The sequence below is a fragment of the Pseudomonas sp. SED1 genome (genome assembly GCF_034044025.1).
In the GTDB taxonomy this organism is placed as follows: domain Bacteria; phylum Pseudomonadota; class Gammaproteobacteria; order Pseudomonadales; family Pseudomonadaceae; genus Aquipseudomonas.
In genome coordinates this window covers 41,009-60,269 of the sequence record NZ_JAXCIS010000200.1, presented here as the reverse complement: position 1 = coordinate 60,269, position 19,261 = coordinate 41,009, and the positions used below count along the sequence as shown (strand labels likewise).

19 protein-coding genes are annotated in these 19,261 nt (G+C 60.8%); 5 read left to right on the top strand and 14 right to left on the bottom strand.

What is annotated here, in order from left to right:
• Nucleotides 1–15: 15 nt before the first annotated feature.
• From SNL23_RS25570 to SNL23_RS25560, 3 genes are all read right to left on the bottom strand, one after another.
• Nucleotides 16–990: a biotin-dependent carboxyltransferase family protein gene (locus SNL23_RS25570; protein WP_318304000.1), complete on the bottom strand. Its 975-nt coding sequence runs from the start codon at nucleotides 988–990 to the stop codon at nucleotides 16–18.
• Nucleotides 987–1,865 (bottom strand): 5-oxoprolinase subunit B family protein, encoded by an 879-nt coding sequence (locus SNL23_RS25565; RefSeq protein WP_318303998.1) that lies wholly within the window; start codon nucleotides 1,863–1,865, stop codon nucleotides 987–989. The genes SNL23_RS25570 and SNL23_RS25565 overlap by 4 nt, the downstream gene beginning before the upstream one ends.
• A 153-nt stretch (nucleotides 1,866–2,018) precedes the next feature.
• Nucleotides 2,019–2,807 (bottom strand): 5-oxoprolinase subunit PxpA, encoded by a 789-nt coding sequence (locus SNL23_RS25560; protein WP_318303997.1) that lies wholly within the window; start codon nucleotides 2,805–2,807, stop codon nucleotides 2,019–2,021.
• Nucleotides 2,808–3,040: 233 nt separating this feature from the next.
• Between SNL23_RS25560 and SNL23_RS25555 the strand changes: the two genes are divergently transcribed.
• Nucleotides 3,041–3,958: a LysR family transcriptional regulator gene (locus SNL23_RS25555; RefSeq protein WP_017475938.1), complete on the top strand. Its 918-nt coding sequence runs from the start codon at nucleotides 3,041–3,043 to the stop codon at nucleotides 3,956–3,958.
• Here SNL23_RS25555 and SNL23_RS25550 read toward each other — a convergent pair.
• A complete protein-coding gene (locus SNL23_RS25550) occupies nucleotides 3,955–4,851 on the bottom strand; it encodes a LysR family transcriptional regulator (protein ID WP_167665536.1) in 897 nt (298 codons plus the stop codon). The two genes, SNL23_RS25555 and SNL23_RS25550, sit on opposite strands and share 4 nt — an antisense overlap.
• A 112-nt stretch (nucleotides 4,852–4,963) precedes the next feature.
• On the opposite strand from SNL23_RS25550, the gene SNL23_RS25545 reads away from it, so the two are divergent.
• Entirely contained in the window at nucleotides 4,964–5,722 is a 759-nt protein-coding gene (locus tag SNL23_RS25545; RefSeq protein ID WP_076015773.1) for an SDR family NAD(P)-dependent oxidoreductase, read from the top strand.
• Between the two features lie 57 nt (nucleotides 5,723–5,779).
• Complete coding sequence (locus SNL23_RS25540; RefSeq protein ID WP_318303996.1) at nucleotides 5,780–6,703, top strand: LysR family transcriptional regulator; 924 nt, start codon at nucleotides 5,780–5,782, stop codon at nucleotides 6,701–6,703.
• A 36-nt stretch (nucleotides 6,704–6,739) separates the two neighbouring features.
• Here SNL23_RS25540 and SNL23_RS25535 read toward each other — a convergent pair whose 3' ends face one another.
• Nucleotides 6,740–7,186, bottom strand: a complete 447-nt coding sequence (locus SNL23_RS25535; RefSeq protein WP_076015775.1) for a multidrug/biocide efflux PACE transporter — start codon at nucleotides 7,184–7,186, stop codon at nucleotides 6,740–6,742.
• A gap of 89 nt (nucleotides 7,187–7,275) precedes the next feature.
• Between SNL23_RS25535 and SNL23_RS25530 the strand changes: the two genes are divergently transcribed.
• Nucleotides 7,276–8,130: a LysR family transcriptional regulator gene (locus SNL23_RS25530; protein WP_076015776.1), complete on the top strand. Its 855-nt coding sequence runs from the start codon at nucleotides 7,276–7,278 to the stop codon at nucleotides 8,128–8,130.
• 4 nt (nucleotides 8,131–8,134) lie between these two features.
• Here the strand turns inward: SNL23_RS25530 and SNL23_RS25525 are convergent, their stop codons facing one another.
• Entirely contained in the window at nucleotides 8,135–8,977 is an 843-nt protein-coding gene (locus SNL23_RS25525) for a LysR family transcriptional regulator (RefSeq protein ID WP_318303995.1), read from the bottom strand.
• 111 nt (nucleotides 8,978–9,088) lie between these two features.
• Between SNL23_RS25525 and SNL23_RS25520 the strand changes: the two genes are divergently transcribed.
• Nucleotides 9,089–9,814 (top strand): SDR family oxidoreductase, encoded by a 726-nt coding sequence (locus SNL23_RS25520; protein WP_167665533.1) that lies wholly within the window; start codon nucleotides 9,089–9,091, stop codon nucleotides 9,812–9,814.
• Nucleotides 9,815–9,887: 73 nt separating this feature from the next.
• Here the strand turns inward: SNL23_RS25520 and SNL23_RS25515 are convergent, their stop codons facing one another.
• The 8 genes from SNL23_RS25515 to SNL23_RS25480 all read right to left on the bottom strand — a co-directional run bounded on the left by SNL23_RS25515 (nucleotide 9,888) and on the right by SNL23_RS25480 (nucleotide 19,229).
• On the bottom strand, nucleotides 9,888–10,835 hold the full coding sequence (locus SNL23_RS25515; protein ID WP_076015779.1) for an acetyl-CoA carboxylase carboxyltransferase subunit alpha: 948 nt from the start codon (nucleotides 10,833–10,835) through the stop codon (nucleotides 9,888–9,890).
• A gap of 138 nt (nucleotides 10,836–10,973) precedes the next feature.
• Nucleotides 10,974–14,495, bottom strand: coding sequence for a DNA polymerase III subunit alpha (dnaE, locus tag SNL23_RS25510; protein WP_076015780.1), 3,522 nt, complete (start codon nucleotides 14,493–14,495; stop codon nucleotides 10,974–10,976).
• A gap of 76 nt (nucleotides 14,496–14,571) precedes the next feature.
• Nucleotides 14,572–15,204, bottom strand: a complete 633-nt coding sequence (rnhB, locus tag SNL23_RS25505) for a ribonuclease HII (protein WP_017479407.1) — start codon at nucleotides 15,202–15,204, stop codon at nucleotides 14,572–14,574.
• Complete coding sequence (gene lpxB / locus SNL23_RS25500; RefSeq protein WP_318303991.1) at nucleotides 15,201–16,340, bottom strand: lipid-A-disaccharide synthase; 1,140 nt, start codon at nucleotides 16,338–16,340, stop codon at nucleotides 15,201–15,203. The genes rnhB and lpxB overlap by 4 nt, the downstream gene beginning before the upstream one ends.
• A 2-nt stretch (nucleotides 16,341–16,342) precedes the next feature.
• The gene (gene lpxA / locus SNL23_RS25495; RefSeq protein ID WP_076015782.1) at nucleotides 16,343–17,119 is read right to left on the bottom strand and encodes an acyl-ACP--UDP-N-acetylglucosamine O-acyltransferase; all 777 of its coding nucleotides are present in this window, start codon (nucleotides 17,117–17,119) and stop codon (nucleotides 16,343–16,345) included.
• On the bottom strand, nucleotides 17,116–17,556 hold the full coding sequence (gene fabZ / locus SNL23_RS25490; RefSeq protein ID WP_003219309.1) for a 3-hydroxyacyl-ACP dehydratase FabZ: 441 nt from the start codon (nucleotides 17,554–17,556) through the stop codon (nucleotides 17,116–17,118). The genes lpxA and fabZ overlap by 4 nt, the downstream gene beginning before the upstream one ends.
• A gap of 110 nt (nucleotides 17,557–17,666) precedes the next feature.
• Entirely contained in the window at nucleotides 17,667–18,722 is a 1,056-nt protein-coding gene (gene lpxD, locus SNL23_RS25485) for a UDP-3-O-(3-hydroxymyristoyl)glucosamine N-acyltransferase (protein WP_076015783.1), read from the bottom strand.
• Nucleotides 18,723–18,725: 3 nt separating this feature from the next.
• A complete protein-coding gene (locus tag SNL23_RS25480; protein ID WP_033902788.1) occupies nucleotides 18,726–19,229 on the bottom strand; it encodes an OmpH family outer membrane protein in 504 nt (167 codons plus the stop codon).
• Between the last annotated feature and the right edge of the window lie 32 nt (nucleotides 19,230–19,261).

Here is a 19,261-nt window from a genome sequence, read left to right as displayed (position 1 = left end):
GGTTCAGTGGTGAGTTCAGGTGCTAAACAACCCACCCATCACCTTCAGGCGCTTTTTGTACACCCGCCGCGCCTCCAGCGCCTCCTCCAGCGTCACCGCCACAAACCCCGCGCGCTGGTTCGGTTGCATCTGCCCGATCAGATCCAGGTCGGCACTGATCACCGTGCCAATCATCGCGTAACCTCCACCCGACACCGCATCCCGATGCAGCACGATCGGCTCCAGCCCGGCCGGCACCTGGATCGAGCCGATGGGGTAGCAACTGTCGACGATGTTCGACGGATCAGACCCGGCGCCAAACGGCTGCTCCCGTGGCTGAAAGCTCAACGCGCTACCGCCCTTGAAGCGATAGCCGATGCGATCAGCCTCCGAACCGACCGTCCAGGGCTCAGCAAAAAAGCTGATTTTGGCGCCGGGCGTCAGTCGCTCGTAATACAGCCCCGGCACCACCCGCAGCGTCACGTCTCCGCCCACCGATTGGCGCAACGCCATGGGCAAACTATTCCCCGACCGGCCTTTGCCGCTGGCCTCGCCCACAGGCAATTCATCACCCTCCACCAGCCGCCGCCCGTGAAACCCGCCCAACGCACCCAAGGTGTAAGTGGACCGGCTGCCCAATACCAGCGGCACGTCGATACCACCGGCCACCGCGAGGTAAGTCCGTGCGCCGGCCTTGGGAAATTCAAAGCGCAGCACCTGCCCGGCACGCACTTCAAACGCGGTGTCCTGATGCACCACCACACCGTCCAGGCGCGGTGACATCAGCGCACCGCACAGCGCCACCAAAGCATCTTGCTGAAACTCCAGTTCCGGCCCGATCAGCGTGCATTCCAGCCCGGCAGCACCATTGGGGTTGCCCACCAGGTGGTTGGCCGCGCTCAACGCGTATTGGTCCAGCGCGCCGGACGGCGGGATGCCGAGGTGGTAATAACCTTCGCGGCCAAGGTCCTGCACGGAGGTGGCGAGGCCGGGTTTGAGTACCTTGATCATGCCAGCGCCTCCTGCAGGGTTTTCGGGTAACCGATGGGATCGGCAAGAAAGGCGTCGAGGGAAAATTCCACCGGGCGGATGCGCAGGTCGAAACGCCCCGCCTCCACTTCAGCCACCGCTAGGTCATAGGCCTCACGGTCCATGGGTTTGAACTGCACGATGTCGCCAGGACGGAAGAACACCATGTGTTCCTTGAGGTAAGCCAGTTGCTGTTGCGGGTCGTAGATCGGTGCCGGGGTGACGCCGAACATCTGGTAGCCGCCGGCGCCGCGTACCGAATAGATACAGCCAAAGCAGCCGCCGTGGCCGAGGGTCAATTTCGGCGTGTCGGTGCGTGGACGCAAATACTTGGGCACCTGCAACTGCCGCTCGCGCTCGACCATCTGGAACATGAACGGCAAGCCCGCCACAAACCCCACCATCGAGACAAACCATGGCGCACCGCTATGGGCCGCGATAAACGCCTCGACATCCGCCAGGCCGTTGATCCGCGCGGCGTATTCCAGGTCGGTGCCGGTCGGGTCTTGATGACGGTCGCGAAAACGCATCAGGGTTTCATGGGTCCAGGGGTCGTTGTACAGAACCGGGATTTCGATGATGCGAGTATGCAAGGTGCGTTCGGCCACGGCTTGGGCTTCGGCGCTTTGCACCGCGTCCAGCAGCAGGTGGGGCGCGATGCGGTCCGGGTCGAAGCGAATCTGGAACGAGGCATTCGCCAGGCAGACGTCCAGCACACCGTCCAGGGCCAGGCGTTCCACCGCGCGGGTGACGGCCATGCCCTTGAAGAAAGCCTCCAGGGACATGCTCTCGCTGACCTCGGCAAACAGGTGTTCATCACCGCCAAAGCTGTAGCGGATCGGGGAAGATTCGGCCATGTCTGTTCCTCTTGGAATCATTGTAGAAAGGCAGGCAAAAATTCATGAGTGTTGGCAGAGGTAGTCATTGTGGCGAGGGGGCTTGTCCCCCGTTGGGCTGCGTAGCAGCCCCAAAACCTGACCTTGAATGCTGCCTGGGGAAACTCCGTGAGCTTATAGGGGCTGCTGCGCAGCCCAACGCGGGGCAAGCCCGCTCGCCACAACAATCCCCGCCTGGTCCAGCGCTTCACGGGTGGCCTCCACCAGCTCAAGGGCACCGGGGGTGTCGCTGTGCAGGCAGATGGAATCGAATTCGATAAACAGGTCTTCGCCTTCGACGGTACGTACCAACCCAGTCTGGCAGGCACGCAGGACACGCGCCGCAACCGTTGCCGGATCCAGCGCCCGCACATTGCGGGTAAACACGATGGAGCCGGTGAGATCGTACTCACGGTCGGCATAAAACTCCCGCACCACCGGCTGGCCCAGTTCCTTGGCAATCCGCCAGAGCACCGAGTTGGGCATGCAGTACAGCAACAGTGTGGGTTCCAGGCGTTGCAGGTTTTCCACCAGCAATCGCGCCGCTTCTTCGTCCCGCGCCAGGTGCATGTACAACGCGCCGTGGGGCTTGATGTGTTGCAGCGTCAGGCCTTGAACCCGGGCGATTTCCCGCAGGGCGCCGAGTTGATAGAGCATGTCGTCCACCAACTCCTGTGCCGGGGCGTTGATATGGCGCCGGCCGAAACCCACCAGGTCACGAAAGCCCGGGTGCGCGCCAATTGCCACACCCAGCTGCTTGGCGCGCTCGACGGTACGGCGCATGGTGCCCGGGTCGCCGGCATGAAAGCCGGTGGCGATGTTGGCCGAGCTGATGTAGGCCATCAGTTCACTGTCGACGCCATCGCCGATGGTCCAGGGACCGAAGCCTTCGCCCATGTCCGAATTGAAATCCACTGCCTGCATCGGGGTCGCTCCGTTGAAGTTCATGCCATGGAAATTAGGCTGCCGCTTGACCCCTTGGGAAGATCTATTATCAGATGGGTCATCTTCTGAAAATCAGATACCTGATACTGATCGTTCCCACGCTCCGTGTGGGAATGCCACCCTGGACGCTCTGCGTCCGCTTTTAAAATCGTGACGCGGAGCGTCACAGGATGCGTTCCCCACGCAGAGCGTGGGAACGAGCGGAGAAACCAATGTCCCTGACCCTGCGCCAAATCCGCTACTTCGTCGCCACCGCCGAAATCGGCCAGATCTCCCAGGCGGCGATTCACCTCAACATCTCCCAATCCGCAGTGACCACCGCGATCAAGGAGCTGGAGGCGATGCTCGGCGCGCAGCTATTCGTGCGCTCGGCCCAGGGCATGAGCCTGACCGACGCCGGGCGGCATTTTCTCAACCGCGCCTACGTGATTGTGCGCAGCGTCGATGACGCCCTGAACAGCCCGTTGCCGGACTACCGCGCCAGCGGCGTACTCCGGGTGGCCGCCAGCTACACCGTGCTCGGTTACTTCCTGCCGCACCATTTGCAACGCATGGAACACTGGCACCCGGACGTGACCATCGAGGTCTTCGAACAGGAACGCCAGGCCATCGAACATGGCCTGCTCAACGGCCAGTTCGACATGGCCGTGGTGCTCACCGCCAACCTCACCCACCCGGATATCGTCTCGGAAATCCTCTTCAACTCCGAACGCCGCCTGTGGCTGCCCAGTCATCACCCGTTGTGCGAACGCCCGGCCGTGAGCCTCGCGGACGTGGCCAGGGAACCGTACATTTTCCTCACCGTCGACGAAGCCGAACAAAGCGCGATGCGCTACTGGGAACAGGCCGGGCAAACGCCCAAGGTGCGGCTGCGCACCAGTTCAGTGGAGGCGGTACGCAGCATGGTTGCCAATGGCAGCGGCGTGGCGATTCTGTCGGACCTGGTGCATCGCCCGTGGTCACTGGAAGGCAAGCGCATCGAAACCGTGAGCGTCACCGACAAGGTCACGCCCATGAGTGTCGGCCTGGCCTGGCACCGCGAGCGCGACTTCACCCCGGCGATGCAGGCGTTTCGGGATTACTTCCACGATGCATTCCTGGCGCCGCAGCAGTTGTCGGCCCGGCGTTAAAGCCGGGATTGCAGGATCGCCGCCAGCCAATCCATGAACACCCGCACCCGCAGCGGCAAATGCCGTTGGCCGGCGTACAGCAGGGACACGTCCAGCGCGGGTGCCGGATAGTCCGGCAGCACCGCCACCAACTCGCCGCTGGCCAATAGATCGACAATGCCCAGGACCGGCACCTGAGTCAGGCCGAACCCGCCGATGCACGCTGCCCGATACGCATCCGTGCTGTTAACGGTAACCCGCCCGGCCATGGGAACCCGGTGCACCTTGTTGCCCTGTACGTATTCAAACCCGGGCGAACGCGAGCCCAGCGGGCGTACGTAATGCACCAGTTGATGGTGGGCCAAATCGTCGAGTGTCTTGGGTATGCCGTGACGTTGCAGGTAAGTCGCGCTGGCGCAATTGATCATCGTCATGCTGCCCAGCAACCGCGCCACTACCGACTGGTCCGGCTGCGCGCCAATCCGCAATACGCAGTCGAAACCTTCGGCCAGCAGGTCGACCTGACGGTCAGTGCTGCTGATTTCCAGCTCGATCAGCGGGTGCAGGTCCATGAATTCCGGCAGGCGCGGCAGGATCAGTTCCCGGGCCATGACGTTGGGCATGTCCACGCGAATCCGCCCCGCCAGTTGCGCCTCATCCTGGCGAAACAAGCCTTCCAGCTCCTCCATGTGCGACAGCAGATCCTTGCTGCGTTCGTACAGCACGCGGCCATCCTGTGTCGCCTGAACCTTGCGCGTGGTGCGCTGCAACAGGCGCGCACCGAGCAACTCTTCCAGGGCCTGCACATGCTCGGACACGGTCGAGCGCGGCAGGCCCAGGCTCTCGCCCGCCTGGGTGAAACTCGACAGTTCGGTGACGCGCACGAAGGTGCGCAACAACTCAAGTTTGTTCATGGGATTGTTCGCCTTATCCGGCCAGTGATTCCGGTATCGCTCTGTTTATCACGTTATGGCCGGACAAATACACTCTGTCTCACGAACAATCACCCGCTCCGAGGACTCCACCATGACCCGTAAAATCGCACTGATCACCGGCGCCAGCCGTGGCCTGGGCAAAAGCGCCGCGCTGCACCTGGCAGCGCAAGGCGTCGACATCATCGGCACGTACCACAGCGCGGCGGACGAAGCCCAGGCCGTGGTCGCCCAAGTCGAAGCGCTGGGCGGCAAAGCGGCGATGCTGCAACTGGACGTCAGCCAGAGCTCCACCTTCGATGCATTCACCGCCCAGGTTGGCTCGGTGTTGAAAGAAGTGTTCGGCCAGGCGCACTTCAACTTCCTGATCAACAACGCCGGGATTGGCGCCCACGCCAGCTTTGCCGAAACCACCGAAGCGCAGTTTGACCAACTGGTGGCGATCCACTTCAAGGGCCCGTTTTTCCTGACCCAGAAACTGCTGCCGCTGATCAGCGATGGTGGCCGCATCATCAATATCTCCAGCGGCCTGGCGCGCTTCAGCCTGCCGGGTTACTCGGCCTACGCCTCGATGAAAGGCGCGGTGGAAGTGCTGACCCGCTACCAGGCCAAGGAACTGGGTGCACGCGGGATTACCGTCAACACCCTGGCCCCCGGCGCGATTGCCACCGACTTCAGCGGCGGCGCGGTGCGCGACAATCCGGACGTGAACGCGATGGTCGCCAACAACACCGCACTCGGTCGCGCCGGCTTGCCGGATGACATTGGCGGGGCGATTTCCACCCTGCTGGCCGATGGCAGCAACTGGATCACCGGGCAGCGCGTCGAGGCGTCGGGCGGGATGTTTCTGTAACGCGCTCAGATTCTCCGCTAGCATCAATGCTTTCGGATAACTGACAGGCAATCACCCATGAGTTTTGATCCAGGATTGGCCGGCGGCATGGGCGTACTGGCCGCCGTGGTCGATAGCGGCAGTTTTGCCCGCGCCGCCGACAGCCTGGAGATGACGCCTTCGGGAGTCAGCCGGGCCATTTCGCGGCTGGAAAAACGCTTGGGGATTCGCCTGTTCGACCGCACCACTCGCTCGGTGCAATTGACCGACGAAGGCCGGCGTTTCTACCAGGAAATCGCCCCGCTGCTGGCCGGCCTGGAAGAAGCCGCCAGCTCGGCGGCAGACAGCGCCCTGACCGTACGTGGGCGGTTGCGGGTGAACATCGACCCGTACTTCTCGCGGCTGGTGCTGGGGCCGGTGCTCGGTGAATTCATGAGCCAGTACCCGCAGTTGCAGTTAGACCTGCACACGCGGGATCAACTCGGGGACCTGGTGGCGGATGGCTTTGACCTGGCCATCCGTTTTGGGATTCCGCAATCGTCCTCGTTGATCGCCCGCAAGTTGCTGGAAGTGCGGGTGCTCACGTTGGCGTCGCCGACTTATCTTGAGCGCCACGGCCGCCCCAACCAGCCATTGGACCTGGAAGACGGCCAGCACGTCTGCATCGACTTTCGCGACTCCCAGACCGGCCGGCCGTTTGGCTGGGAATTCCACCGGCCCGGCGAACAGATCAATGTCGCCACCAGCGGACGGCTGGTGGTCAACGATGCCGGGACCTTGTACAGCGTTTGCGAACACGGCCATGCAGTTGCGCAGATGCTCGACCTCGGGCTTGCGCCAGCGCTCGAATCGGGCGCGTTGATCGAGCTGTTTCCCGACTGGCCCGATGAGCGCTTCCCGTTGTATGCCTTCTACCCGTCGCGGCATTTGCCGGCGGCCAAGGTGCGGGCGTTCCTGGAGTTTGTGGCGTCTGTAGGAGCGAGCTTGCTCGCGAAAAACTAAAGTGCACCGTGTTACTCCTGAAACCCGGCGTTTTCGTTAACGTCCATCGCGAGCAAGCTCGCTCCTACAAATAATCCTTTCCCGCAACGCGTCGTACGCCCAGTGATACACATAGGTGTACGGCAGGAAAAACAGCAGCACGCCGATGTCGAGGATAAACGCCTGCATCAGGCTGATGTTCAGCCACCAGGCAATCAACGGTACGCAGATCGCCACCAGGCCGCCTTCAAACATCAACGCGTGCAGCACGCGGGTCCACACCCCGCCGGACAGTTGCAGGCGCGCCTTGAGACGGTCGAACAGGCCGTTGAAAATCACGTTCCAGGCCAGTGCCATAAGGCTGATGGCCAAGGTCACCATGCCCATCTCCAGCGCCGGTTTATCCATGATCCACGCCAGCAGCGGCGTACAGATCAACAAAGCCAGGCCTTCAAAACCAATGGCCTGCCAAACGCGTTCAGTAATCGACTTGGTGGGTGTCATGACCCGTTCTCCGTGAGTGACGATGGTTGCCATCATTACCCTTTGAATCGATACTTCATAACCAATAACCATCGAACAAGGCGATAGTCATGGCTTCCCATGAAGTGCTTCAGGCGTTTGTGCAGGCGGCGACCCAGGGTTCGTTTTCAGCGGCGGCGCGCAAGCTGGGCAAGAGCCAGTCCACCGTCAGCGCGGCGGTGGCGAGCCTGGAGATTGACTTGGACGTGGTGCTGTTTGATCGCAGCAGCCGCAAGCCCACGCTGACCCCGGCCGGGCATGTGCTGTTGCAACGCGCCGAGCAGGTGCTGGAAGCCAGCAGCCGCCTGGAGTTGGCGGCCAGTCAGTTGTCCCAGGGGTTGGAGCCGAAGCTGAGTATCGCCATGTCCGATACGTACCAGTCGGACCGTTTCGAAACCGCCCTCAGCGCCTTCGAACAGCGCTATCCGGACCTGGAGCTGGAATGCCTGATCGCCGAATGCGAGGACTTGATCGCCCTGGTGCAAAGCGGCCGGGCGCAGATTGCGTTTATCGAGAAGCAGGACGTATACCCGCCGGACCTCACCAGTACCGCCGTGGAAGAGCGCACGGAAATCGCGCTGTTTGTAGCGCCCAAACATCCGCTGGCGAACCTTAAGGACATCGATCAGCAAACCCTGGAGCAACACCGCGAACTGCGCCTGGCGAGCATCATCAACCCGAATGAAACCCGGGGCCTGGGGCGTGTGTGGTCGGCGCCCAGTTACCTGATGCTGATGGAAATGGCGCAACTGGGCTTTGGCTGGGCACCGCTGCCGCGCTGGTTGGTGGAGCGCTTTGGCGGCGGCCACCTGTGTGAAATCAAGGCCCGGAGCTGGCCGCGCTCGGTGGCGGTGGATGCGTTGTGGTCACGCCAGCATCCGCCCGGCCCGGCAGGCAGTTGGTTGCTGGGCAAGATGCTGGAGTAACGGCTCAGGCTGCTTCTATCTGTGGCGGGCGGTTGTTCTGGAAATACTCATGCAGCGCCCGCAACGCCGGCAACTCCAGCGCCTGGGCGGCAAAGCACAACCCCACCCGGCGCGTCGGTGCCGGCAGGTGCCAGGGACGAATCACCACCCCGGCCCGCTCCGCCGCCAGCGACTGAGGCAACATCGCCACGCCCACCCCGGCGGCCACCATGTGCAAGGCCTGGGTCAACGAACCGGCATGCCCGGCCACCGCCTGAGGTGAACGACCGTACAAGGCCATCAGGCGCTGGTGCGAGTCATGCTGCGGGCAAGTGATCCAGTCTTCAATCGGCGCCCACGCCTGTTCTTTTCCACCTGCCGCCATCGGGTGTGCCATCGGCAGCGCCATCACGTAGGACTCTTCCCAAAGCGGCAGGAACAATTCGTCCTCGCAGCACATTTCCTCCACAGCCAGGCGCCCTTCTCCTTCACAGCCTTCCTGCAAGGTCAGCAGCAAGCCGGGTAAGCCTTGGTGCGCCATGCGCAGGAAAGTTTCGATCTGGCTGTCGGCAATATCGCCTTCCACCCCCAGTTCCAGGGCGATGCGGTTTTCGCGTCCGCGAAACAACCGGCTCAACGCATCGGCCTCGGCCACCATGCGCCGCGCTTGCGGGTACAGCACACGCGCCTCGTCACTGACCTCAACCCCGCGAGGCTGGCGCAGAAACAACGCCACGCCCAACTCTTCTTCCAGTTGCTTGATGGTCACCGACAGCGTCGGCTGGCTGACGAACAGGCGCTGGGCGGCGGCAGTGATATTGCGCTCTTCGAACACCGCGAGAAACGCTTTGAGATGACGCACATCCATAGCTAATACCGATGACAGACAGAGGAATAAGGCATTTTTCAGTCACTCAAGGGCTAAATATACTGCGACCCACGTTTAGTTATTTGTTTTTCTTATTTCAGGAGTTCAAGCATGAGCAAGCCATTGATCATCATCACCGGCGCCAGTTCGGGCATTGGCGAAGCGTCTGCGCGCTTGCTGTCGGCCGCCGGCCACCCGCTGTTGCTGTTGGCCCGCCGCATCGACCGGCTAAATGCGCTGGAGTTGCCGAACACCTTGAGTCGCGGTGTCGACATCACCGACCGCGCTGCACTGGTGGCAGCGGTGAAAGAAGCCGAAGCGCAATTCGGCCCGGCCGATGCACTGATCAACAATGCCGGTGTGATGCTGCTGGGCAGCGTCAGCGAACAGGACCCGGCACAGTGGGAGCAGATGCTCGACGTCAACGTGAAAGGCTTGCTGAACGGTATTCATGCAGTGGCTGCCAGCATGGTCGAGCGCAAGGGCGGCACGATCATCAACGTCAGCTCGGTGGCCGGGCGCAAGACCTTCCCTAACCATGTCGCCTATGTAGGCACCAAGTTTGCCGTGCATGGGATTTCGGAAAATCTGCGGGAAGAAATGTCGCCGCACAATGTGCGCGTGATCACCATCGCGCCGGGGGCGGTGGAAACCGAACTGCTGAGCCACACCACCGATGAAGCGATCAAGACCGGCTACCAGGCGTGGAAACAGGACATGGGCGGTACGGTATTGAGTGCGGATGACGTGGCTTCGGCGATTGCCTATGCCTACCAGCAGCCGCAGCATGTGTGCATTCGTGAGATCGTGTTGGCGGCGACGCGCCAGCAGCCGTAATTCAGTCGTCCAGGCAACATCGATTAAATGTGGGAGCGGGCTTGCCCGCTCCCACATTTAGTACTGCGTCGGCTTAGAGACCGTAGCTCATCAGACGCTCGTAACGACGGGCCAGCAGCGCCTCGTTGTCGAACTTCTTGAGCATCGCCAGTTGCGCGCTGAGTTCAGCACGAATGGTCGCGGCAGCGGCAGCCGGGTCACGGTGGGCGCCGCCCAATGGCTCGGCGATCACTTTGTCCACGATACCCAGGCCTTTCAGGCGATCAGCCGTGATGCCCATGGCTTCAGCGGCATCCGGCGCTTTCTCGGCGGTTTTCCACAAGATCGAGGCGCAACCTTCCGGCGAGATCACCGCGTAGGTCGAATATTGCAGCATGTTCAGTTGATCGCAGACGCCAATGGCCAGCGCACCGCCGGAACCGCCTTCGCCGATCACGGTAGCGATGATCGGGGTCTTCAGGCGAGCCATCACACGCAGGTTCCAGGCAATTGCTTCGCTCTGGTTGCGCTCTTCAGCGTCGATACCCGGGTAGGCGCCCGGGGTGTCGATGAAGGTCAGGATCGGCATCTTGAAGCGCTCGGCCATTTCCATCAGACGGCAAGCCTTGCGGTAGCCTTCCGGGCGCGGCATGCCGAAGTTGCGACGGACTTTCTCGCGCACTTCACGGCCTTTCTGGTGACCGATCACCATCACTGGCTGGTCGTCCAGGCGAGCGATACCGCCCACGATGGCAGCGTCGTCGGAGAAGTGACGGTCGCCGTGCAGTTCGTCGAACTCGGTGAAGATGTGCTCGATGTAGTCCAGGGTGTACGGACGGCGCGGGTGGCGGGCCAGGCGCGCGATCTGCCAGCTGGTCAGCTTGCCGAAGATGTCTTCGGTAAGCGTGCTGCTCTTGTCTTGCAGGCGAGCGATTTCATCGCCGATATTCAGCGAATTGTCATTGCCGACCAGGCGCAGCTCTTCGATCTTGGCTTGCAGGTCAGCGATCGGCTGTTCGAAATCAAGAAAATTCGGGTTCATAAGCGTCCGTCTTGGGTCGACGGCCAAGGAGTGCCTGGCCAGCCGGTGGTCTATTCGCGCCCTACCTTAAGGGAGAGGCGCGGTTAGGTCGAGATTAAATGTTCGGTCGAGATCAGGCTTTTTTGTACTGCCTGACCGTCAACGGTATTGGAGGAAGACGTTGTCACGCCCGAACTGGTCACGCAATGCTTGAATCAAGCCATCCGCCGGGTCGATTCTCCAGGTCTCGCCGAACTGCAGCATGGCCTTGGCATCGTTGCCGGTGTACTCCATGGTCACCGGGCACGCGCCGCGATGCCGCTTGAGCAAGTCACCCAACCAGCGTAGCTGATCACCTTTAAGCGCCTCGGTGCGCACTTTCAGGCGCAGGCTTTCGGCGAGGTTGGTGCGGGCATCTTCCATGCTCATCACGCGCTTGATCCGCAGGCGCAGGCCACCGGAGAAGTCGTCGTTGCTGACCTCCCCTTCCACCACCACCATCGCATCAGTCTGCAACAGTGACTGGGCGGAATGGAAGGCATCGGCAAACAGCGACGCTTCAATCCGGCCCGAGCGGTCGTCGAGGGTGATGAAGCCCATCTTGTCGCCCTTCTTATTCTTCATCACCCGCAGGGCGATGATCATGCCCGCAACGGTCTGGGTATCCCGCGCCGGCTTCAGGTCGATGATGCGCTGACGGGCGAAACGCCGGATTTCACCTTCGTATTCGTCAATCGGGTGACCGGTGAGGTACAGGCCCAGGGTGTCTTTCTCACCCTTGAGGCGTTCCTTGAGGGTCAGGTCCTTGGCTTTGCGGTGGTTGGCATAGACGTCGGCGTCTGCTTCGACGAACAGCCCGCCAAACAAGTCGGCGTGGCCGCTGTCGTGGGTGCGCGCGGTCTGCTCGGCGGCCTTGATCGCTTCTTCCATGGCGGTCAGCAACACTGCACGGTTGCGATCGATGTTGGCCTGGTAAGCCTTCGGCTCATCATGGAAATACGGGCCCAGGCGATCCAGGGCGCCGCTGCGGATCAAACCGTCAAGGGTACGTTTGTTGATGCGCTTGAGGTCGACCCGGGCGCAGAAGTCGAACAGGTCCTTGAACGGCCCGTCCTGGCGCGCTTCGGTAATCGCCTCCACCGGGCCTTCGCCCACGCCCTTGATCGCGCCGAGACCATAGATGATGCGGCCGTCATCGTTCACCGTGAACTTGAACTCGGAAGTGTTCACGTCCGGCGCGTCGAGGCGCAGCTTCATGGTGCGCACTTCTTCGATCAAGGTCACGACCTTGTCGGTGTTGTGCATATCCGCAGACAGTACCGCGGCCATGAACGGAGCCGGGTAATGAGCTTTCAGCCAGGCCGTCTGGTACGACACCAGTCCGTAAGCGGCGGAGTGAGACTTGTTGAAGCCGTAACCGGCGAACTTTTCTACCAGGTCGAAGATGTTACCGGCCAGGTCGGCGTCGATGTTGTTGGTGGCGCAACCTTCAATGAAACCGCCACGCTGCTTGGCCATTTCCTCGGGCTTTTTCTTACCCATGGCTCGACGCAGCATGTCCGCACCGCCGAGGGTGTAGCCGGCCATAACCTGGGCAATCTGCATCACCTGTTCTTGATACAGAATGATGCCGTATGTCGGTGCCAGTACCGGCTTGAGGCCTTCGTACTGGTAGTCGGAGTGCGGGTAAGCCAGTTCGGCACGCCCGTGCTTACGGTTGATGAAGTCGTCCACCATGCCCGATTGCAGCGGGCCCGGACGGAACAGGGCCACCAGTGCGATCAAGTCTTCCAGGCAGTCGGGCTTGAGCTTTTTGATCAGCTCTTTCATACCACGGGATTCAAGCTGGAAGACGGCCGTGGTTTCGGCCTTTTGCAGCAACTGGTACGTCGGTTTGTCGTCCAGCGGGATAAAGGCGATGTCCAGCGGCGGCTCGTCGATCTTCGCCCGCTCGCGGTTGATGGTCTTCAGCGCCCAGTCGATGATCGTCAGGGTACGCAGGCCGAGGAAGTCGAACTTCACCAGGCCGGCCGCCTCCACGTCATCCTTGTCGAACTGGGTTACCAGGCCGTCGCCTTCTTCGTCGCAATAGATCGGCGAAAAGTCGGTCAGCTTGGTGGGCGCGATGACTACACCACCGGCGTGTTTACCGACGTTACGCACTACACCTTCGAGCTTGCGCGCCATGTCCCAGATTTCGGCCGCTTCTTCATCGACCTTGATGAAGTCCCGCAGGATTTCTTCCTGCTCGTAGGCTTTTTCCAGGGTCATGCCGACTTCAAACGGAATCATCTTCGACAGACGGTCCGCCAGGCCGTAGGACTTGCCTTGCACACGGGCCACGTCGCGGATTACCGCTTTCGCCGCCATGGAACCGAAGGTGATGATCTGGCTTACCGCATTGCGGCCGTATTTCTCGGCCACGTATTCGATAACCCGGTCGCGACCATCCATGCAGAAGTCGACGTCAAAGTCGGGCATCGATACCCGTTCCGGGTTAAGGAACCGTTCGAACAGCAGGTCATATTCCAGCGGGTCGAGGTCGGTGATCTTCTGCACATAGGCCACCAGGGACCCGGCACCCGATCCACGGCCAGGGCCTACCGGCACGCCGTTGCTTTTGGCCCACTGGATAAAGTCCATTACGATCAGGAAGTAACCGGGGAACCCCATCTGGATAATGATATCCAGCTCGAAATTCAGCCGGTCGACGTACACCTGGCGCTTGGCTTCGTAATCTTCAGTGGTGTCCTTGGGCAGCAGGACACTCAAACGGTCTTCCAGGCCGTCGAACGACACCTTGCGGAAATATTCATCGATGGTCATGCCATCGGGAATCGGGAAGTTGGGCAGGAAGTGCTTGCCCAGTTTCACTTCAATATTGCAGCGCTTGGCGATTTCGACAGAGTTTTCCAGGGCCTCGGGCAGGTCGCTGAACAGCTCGGCCATTTCATCGGCGCTTTTGAGGTACTGCTCTTCGCTGTAGTTTTTCGAACGGCGCGGATCGTCCAGCGCCCGGCCTTCACCGATGCATACGCGGGTTTCGTGGGCCTCGAAGTCTTCTTTCTTGATAAAGCGCACATCGTTGGTCGCGACCAGCGGCGCACCGAGCTTTTCAGCCAGGGCCACGGCGGCGTGCAACTGCTCTTCATCGTTGGGGCGGTTGGTGCGCTGGATTTCCAGGTAGAAACGGTTGGGGAACACGTCCATCCACTCACGGGCGAGCACTTCCGCCTCCTGAGGATTGCCGCCCAACAACGCGATACCGATTTCACCCTCTTTGGCCGCCGAGAGCATGATCAGCCCTTCGCTGGCCTCGGCCACCCACTCGCGCTCGATGATGATCGAGCCGTTGCGCTGGCCGTCGATAAAACCACGGGAAATCAGTTCGGTGAGGTTGCGATAACCGACGCCGTTCATCGCCAACAGGCTGATGCGGCTCAGTGGGTTATCCGGGTCTTTGTTCGACAGCCACAGGTCGGCGCCGCAGATCGGCTTGATGCCGGCGCCCATGGCGGCCTTGTAGAACTTGACCAGGGAGCACATGTTGTTCTGGTCGGTCACCGCCACGGCAGGCATGTTCATGCCCACCAGGGTTTTGACCAGGGGTTTGATCCGTACCAGGCCGTCGACCAGGGAGTATTCAGTGTGCAGGCGCAGGTGAACGAATGAAGCCGGCATAGTGATCCTGTCTAAAAACGTGGAGACAACAAGGCCCGGATTGTACCGGGCCTTGGCAAAAACATCAGCCTTGCTGCTAAACCTCGATCAAGCTTTCCCGGGCCTCGTAAGCCTGGCGAACCGGGGCGAACGAGCGGCGGTGGATCGGGGTTGGGCCCAGGCGAGCCAAAGCTTCCAGATGAACGGGCGTCGGATAGCCTTTGTGTCCACCGATCCCGTAGCCGGGGTAGATCAATTCGAAAGCCGCCATTTCACGGTCACGGCTAACCTTGGCCAGGATCGAGGCAGCGGCAATCGCCGGCACCTTGCTGTCGCCCTTGACCACTGCTTCCGCCGGCATTGTCAGCTTCGGGCAGCGGTTGCCGTCGATCATCGCCATTTTTGGCGTGATGTGCAGGCCTTCGATGGCGCGCTGCATGGCCAACATGGTGGCGTGCAGGATGTTCAGTTCGTCGATTTCTTCGACCTCGGCCCGGGCGATGTGCCAGCTGAGGGCTTTCTCACAGATCTCGTCGTAGAGTTTTTCACGACGGGCTTCGGTGAGTTTCTTCGAATCGTTGAGACCGAGGATCGGACGGTTCGGGTCGAGAATCACCGCGGCGGTGACGACTGCGCCGCACAGCGGGCCACGACCGACTTCGTCGACGCCGGCCACCAGATCAAGAGCATCGGCGACCAGGCTGAAATCCAGGCCCATTTGCGTCTTCATAGGGCTTCCTGTTTATGGCCGATCAAGGTCAGCACGGCATCTGCCGCCTGGTTCGACGCATCACGGCGCAGGGTACGATGGATTTCGTCGAAACCACGGGTTTGTTCTTCGCCGCCATCGATCAACGGGAGCATGGTGTGCGCCAAGGCTTCCGGCGTCGCGTCGTCCTGCAGCAATTCGGGCACCAGCAGTCGCTGGGCCAGCAAATTGGGCAGGGAAATGTAAGGGCTTTTGACCATACGCTTGAGAATCCAGTAGGTCAGCGGCGCGAGGCGATAGGCCACGACCATAGGGCGCTTGTAGAGCAGGGCCTCCAGGGTCGCGGTGCCGGAGGCGATCAGCACCGCATCGCATGCAGCCAGCGCCAGGTGCGAGCCGCCGTCGAGCAAGGTCAACGGCAAGTTGCGGCCTACCAGCAATTCTTCAACTTGCGCGCGACGCTGAGGGCTGGCGCACGGCAATACGAAGCGCACGCCCGGCTTCAGCGCTTGCAGGCGTTCGGCAGCATCAAAAAACAGTGCGCCGAGACGACCGACTTCGCCACCACGGCTACCCGGCATCAGGGCGACCAAGGGTCCGTCGGGCAAGCCCAGTTCGGCACGCGCCGCAGCACGGTCAGCCTGGAGCGGGATGGTATCGGCCAGGGTGTGGCCAACAAACCGCACCGGCACGCCCTTCTCCTCGTAGAACCTGGCCTCGAACGGCAGCAGGGTCAGCATCAGGTCGCAGCCTTCGCGAATCTTCAGCACGCGCTTTTGCCGCCACGCCCATACGGACGGGCTGACGTAATGCACGGTCTTGATCCCGGCCTGACGCAACTTGAGTTCGATATTGAGGGTGAAGTCCGGAGCGTCGATTCCGATAAAGACGTCGGGCTTTTCTTCGATCAGGGACTGAATCAGCTTTTTGCGGCGAGCCAGCAGCTCACGCAACCGACCCAGCACTTCCACCAGCCCCATGACCGACAAGCGCTCCATGGGAAAGTAGGACGTGAGGCCTTCAGCCTGCATCAGCGGACCGCCGACACCAATGAATTCAACCGCCGGATGCTGGAGCTTGAGGGCCCGCATCAGGCCTGCACCGAGAATATCGCCGGAAGCTTCTCCGGCCACCAACGCTATACGCAGCTTGGCCATGATCAGCGAGTGATGCCGCGAGTCGACGACTGGATCGAGTCACGGAATATTGCGACTTCAGGAAACAATGTTGCGGGTTCCGTCAGTTCGGTCAAAGCCTGGTCGACCGTCAGCCCCTGGCGGTAAACCACCTTATAGGCGCGGCGCAGGGCATGGATCGCGTCTTCGCTGAAACCCCGACGGCGCATGCCTTCGAAGTTCATGCTGCGGGCTTCGGCCGGGTTGCCGAATACCGTGACGAACGCCGGAACGTCCTTGCCGATGGCGGTACCCATGCCGGAAAAGCTGTGGGCGCCGATATGGCAGTACTGATGCACCAGGGTGAAGCCGGACAGGATCGCCCAATCGTCCACATGCACGTGGCCAGCCAACGCAGTGTTGTTGACCAGAATGCAGTGATTGCCGATGACGCTGTCATGGCCGATGTGCGCGTAGGCCATCACCAGGTTGTGATCACCCAGGGTGGTCTCTGCGCGGTCCTGAACGGTACCGCGGTGAATGGTCACGCCTTCACGGATGATGTTGTGATCTCCGATTACCAGGCGCGTCTCTTCACCCTTGTACTTCATGTCCGGAGTGTCTTCGCCTATCGATGAAAACTGATAGATGCGATTGTGTTTGCCAATCCGCGTCGGGCCTTTGAGGATTACATGCGGCCCGATGACTGTCCCCTCGCCGATTTCCACACCTGCGCCGACGATCGACCAAGGGCCGACCTCAACGTCGGCGGCCAGTACGGCCGTCGGATCGATGATTGCGCGAGGGTCAATCAAACTCATAGTTTGCGTTCCGCACAGATGATTTCAGCCGAGCACACCGGCTTGCCGTCGACCGACGCCTGGCATTCGAACTTCCAGATCTGGCGCTTGCAGCTGATGAACTTGGCTTCCAGGATCAACTGATCACCCGGGGTCACCGGGTTGCGGAAGCGCAGTTTGTCGGAGCCCACGAAATAATAGAGCGTGCCATCGGCAGGCTTCAGGTCGAGCATTTTGAAACCAAGGATACCGGCAGCCTGGGCCATCGCTTCGATGATCAAAACGCCTGGCATGATGGGATGCGCAGGGAAGTGACCATTGAAGAACGGTTCGTTGATGCTGACATTCTTGTAGGCACGAATGCGCTTTTCCTCAACATTGAGGTCCGTTACTCGGTCCACCAGCAGGAACGGGTAACGGTGAGGCAGGTATTCGCGAATCTCGTTGATGTCCATCATTTCGGGGGGAAGCCTGTAATAAAGATTGGGAGCGTGCGGACTAAGGCACGCCCCTCTAGCAAATCAAGGAGGCAGTCTAGCGGCTGTGCACACTTGATATGGAAATGGTATCAGCCATCTGATGAAGCATTACCGCCAGGGGTCACGTCCCCAACACGCTTTTCCAGATGTTTCAGGCGCCGAGCGATATCGTCGAGCTGCCTCAGACGCGCCGCGCTCTTGCGCCATTCGGCCGCAGGCTGCATGGCCGTACCGGATGAATAGGACCCAGGTTCGGTAATCGAATGGGTCACCATGGTCATGCCGGTGATGAATACGTTGTCGCACACTTCGATATGGCCCACCAGGCCTACACCGCCGGCGAGCATGCAATGCTTGCCAATCTTGGTGCTGCCGGAAATCCCCACGCACGCCGCCATGGCGGTGTGATCGCCAATCTGCACGTTGTGGGCAATCTGAATCTGGTTATCCAGTTTCACACCGTTACCAATGACGGTATCGGCCAAGGCGCCGCGATCAACAGCAGTATTGACGCCAATTTCCACGTCATCACCGATCAACACGCCGCCCACTTGGGCAATCTTGTGCCAAATACCTTTCGCGTTGGCGAAGCCGAAGCCCTCGCCGCCGATCACAGCACCTGACTGAATCACTACACGCTCACCGATACGCACGTCGTGGTACAGGGTCACGCGAGGAGCCAGCCAACCACCGGCACCAATCTCACTGCGGGCGCCGATAAAGCACTGGGCGCCTATCGTTACACCCGCGCCGATACGTGCGCCGCTTTCGATCACCACAAAAGCACCAATGCTCGCGGCAGGGTCAACCTGCGCGTCATCCGCGATTACCGCCGAAGGATGGATTCCCGCGGCAGCCTTGGGTTTTGGATCGAACAGGTGCGATGCCCGGGCATACGCCAGGTACGGGTCGGCAACAACCAGCGCATCCCCGGCAAACTCTTCGGCGTCAGCGGCCTTCAGCAACACGGCTGCGGCACGGCTTTCGCCCAGGTATTTACGGTATTGGGGGTTTGCCAGGAAGCTCAACTGAGCTGGGCCAGCCTCCTGCAAGGTGGCTAGCCCAGTAATTTCCTTCTCCGGAGAGCCACGTAAGGTGGCCCCCAGGAACTCGGCCAATTGGCCGAGTTTGATAGTCGCAGTCATGGCTTACTTCAGCTGATTCATGCGCTCGATCACCTGACGGGTGATGTCGTACTGAGGTTTAACGTCGATGACTGCACCGCGTTCGAATACCAGGTCAAAGGCACCTTTCTTGATGACTTCTTCCACAGCGCTGTCGAGTTTCGGCTTGAGTTGCTTGAGCATTTCGCGGTCGGCAACAGCCTTGGCTTCGTTCAGCTCCTTGGACTGGAACTGGTAGTCACGGGCCTTTTGCTTGAATTCAAGCTCCAGACGCTCGCGCTCGCCTTGCTGCATCTTGTCGCCACCGGCTACCAGACGATCCTGGATACCCTTGGCGCTGCTTTCCAGCGTCTTCAGCTTGGTCAGCTGCGGACCGAATTTCTTCTCGGCATCCACGGCGTATCTCTTGGCCGCATCGGATTCCAGCAGAGCCATCTGATAGTTCAGAACAGCAATCTTCATTTCGGCAAAGGCCGGGGTCGCTACCAGGACAGTCGCCAGGAGAACCAATTGAGTCAACTTACGCACGATGCACTCCTACAAATCCGTTGTCGTTATCT

What these genes read in the sequence shown, in the direction of transcription:
- SNL23_RS25540 (WP_318303996.1), top strand. Translation starts at nt 5,780, where the DNA reads ATGAGTTTTGATCCAGGATTGGCCGGCGGCATGGGCGTACTGGCCGCC.
- SNL23_RS25530 (WP_076015776.1), top strand. Translation starts at nt 7,276, where the DNA reads ATGGCTTCCCATGAAGTGCTTCAGGCGTTTGTGCAGGCGGCGACCCAG.
- SNL23_RS25560 (WP_318303997.1), bottom strand. Translation starts at nt 2,807, where the DNA reads ATGCAGGCAGTGGATTTCAATTCGGACATGGGCGAAGGCTTCGGTCCC.
- lpxB (WP_318303991.1), bottom strand. Translation starts at nt 16,340, where the DNA reads ATGGCCAAGCTGCGTATAGCGTTGGTGGCCGGAGAAGCTTCCGGCGAT.
- SNL23_RS25550 (WP_167665536.1), bottom strand. Translation starts at nt 4,851, where the DNA reads ATGAACAAACTTGAGTTGTTGCGCACCTTCGTGCGCGTCACCGAACTG.
- SNL23_RS25545 (WP_076015773.1), top strand. Translation starts at nt 4,964, where the DNA reads ATGACCCGTAAAATCGCACTGATCACCGGCGCCAGCCGTGGCCTGGGC.
- SNL23_RS25535 (WP_076015775.1), bottom strand. Translation starts at nt 7,186, where the DNA reads ATGACACCCACCAAGTCGATTACTGAACGCGTTTGGCAGGCCATTGGT.
- lpxA (WP_076015782.1), bottom strand. Translation starts at nt 17,119, where the DNA reads ATGAGTTTGATTGACCCTCGCGCAATCATCGATCCGACGGCCGTACTG.
- SNL23_RS25565 (WP_318303998.1), bottom strand. Translation starts at nt 1,865, where the DNA reads ATGGCCGAATCTTCCCCGATCCGCTACAGCTTTGGCGGTGATGAACAC.
- fabZ (WP_003219309.1), bottom strand. Translation starts at nt 17,556, where the DNA reads ATGATGGACATCAACGAGATTCGCGAATACCTGCCTCACCGTTACCCG.
- rnhB (WP_017479407.1), bottom strand. Translation starts at nt 15,204, where the DNA reads ATGAAGACGCAAATGGGCCTGGATTTCAGCCTGGTCGCCGATGCTCTT.
- SNL23_RS25520 (WP_167665533.1), top strand. Translation starts at nt 9,089, where the DNA reads ATGAGCAAGCCATTGATCATCATCACCGGCGCCAGTTCGGGCATTGGC.
- SNL23_RS25515 (WP_076015779.1), bottom strand. Translation starts at nt 10,835, where the DNA reads ATGAACCCGAATTTTCTTGATTTCGAACAGCCGATCGCTGACCTGCAA.
- SNL23_RS25570 (WP_318304000.1), bottom strand. Translation starts at nt 990, where the DNA reads ATGATCAAGGTACTCAAACCCGGCCTCGCCACCTCCGTGCAGGACCTT.
- lpxD (WP_076015783.1), bottom strand. Translation starts at nt 18,722, where the DNA reads ATGACTGCGACTATCAAACTCGGCCAATTGGCCGAGTTCCTGGGGGCC.
- SNL23_RS25525 (WP_318303995.1), bottom strand. Translation starts at nt 8,977, where the DNA reads ATGGATGTGCGTCATCTCAAAGCGTTTCTCGCGGTGTTCGAAGAGCGC.
- dnaE (WP_076015780.1), bottom strand. Translation starts at nt 14,495, where the DNA reads ATGCCGGCTTCATTCGTTCACCTGCGCCTGCACACTGAATACTCCCTG.
- SNL23_RS25555 (WP_017475938.1), top strand. Translation starts at nt 3,041, where the DNA reads ATGTCCCTGACCCTGCGCCAAATCCGCTACTTCGTCGCCACCGCCGAA.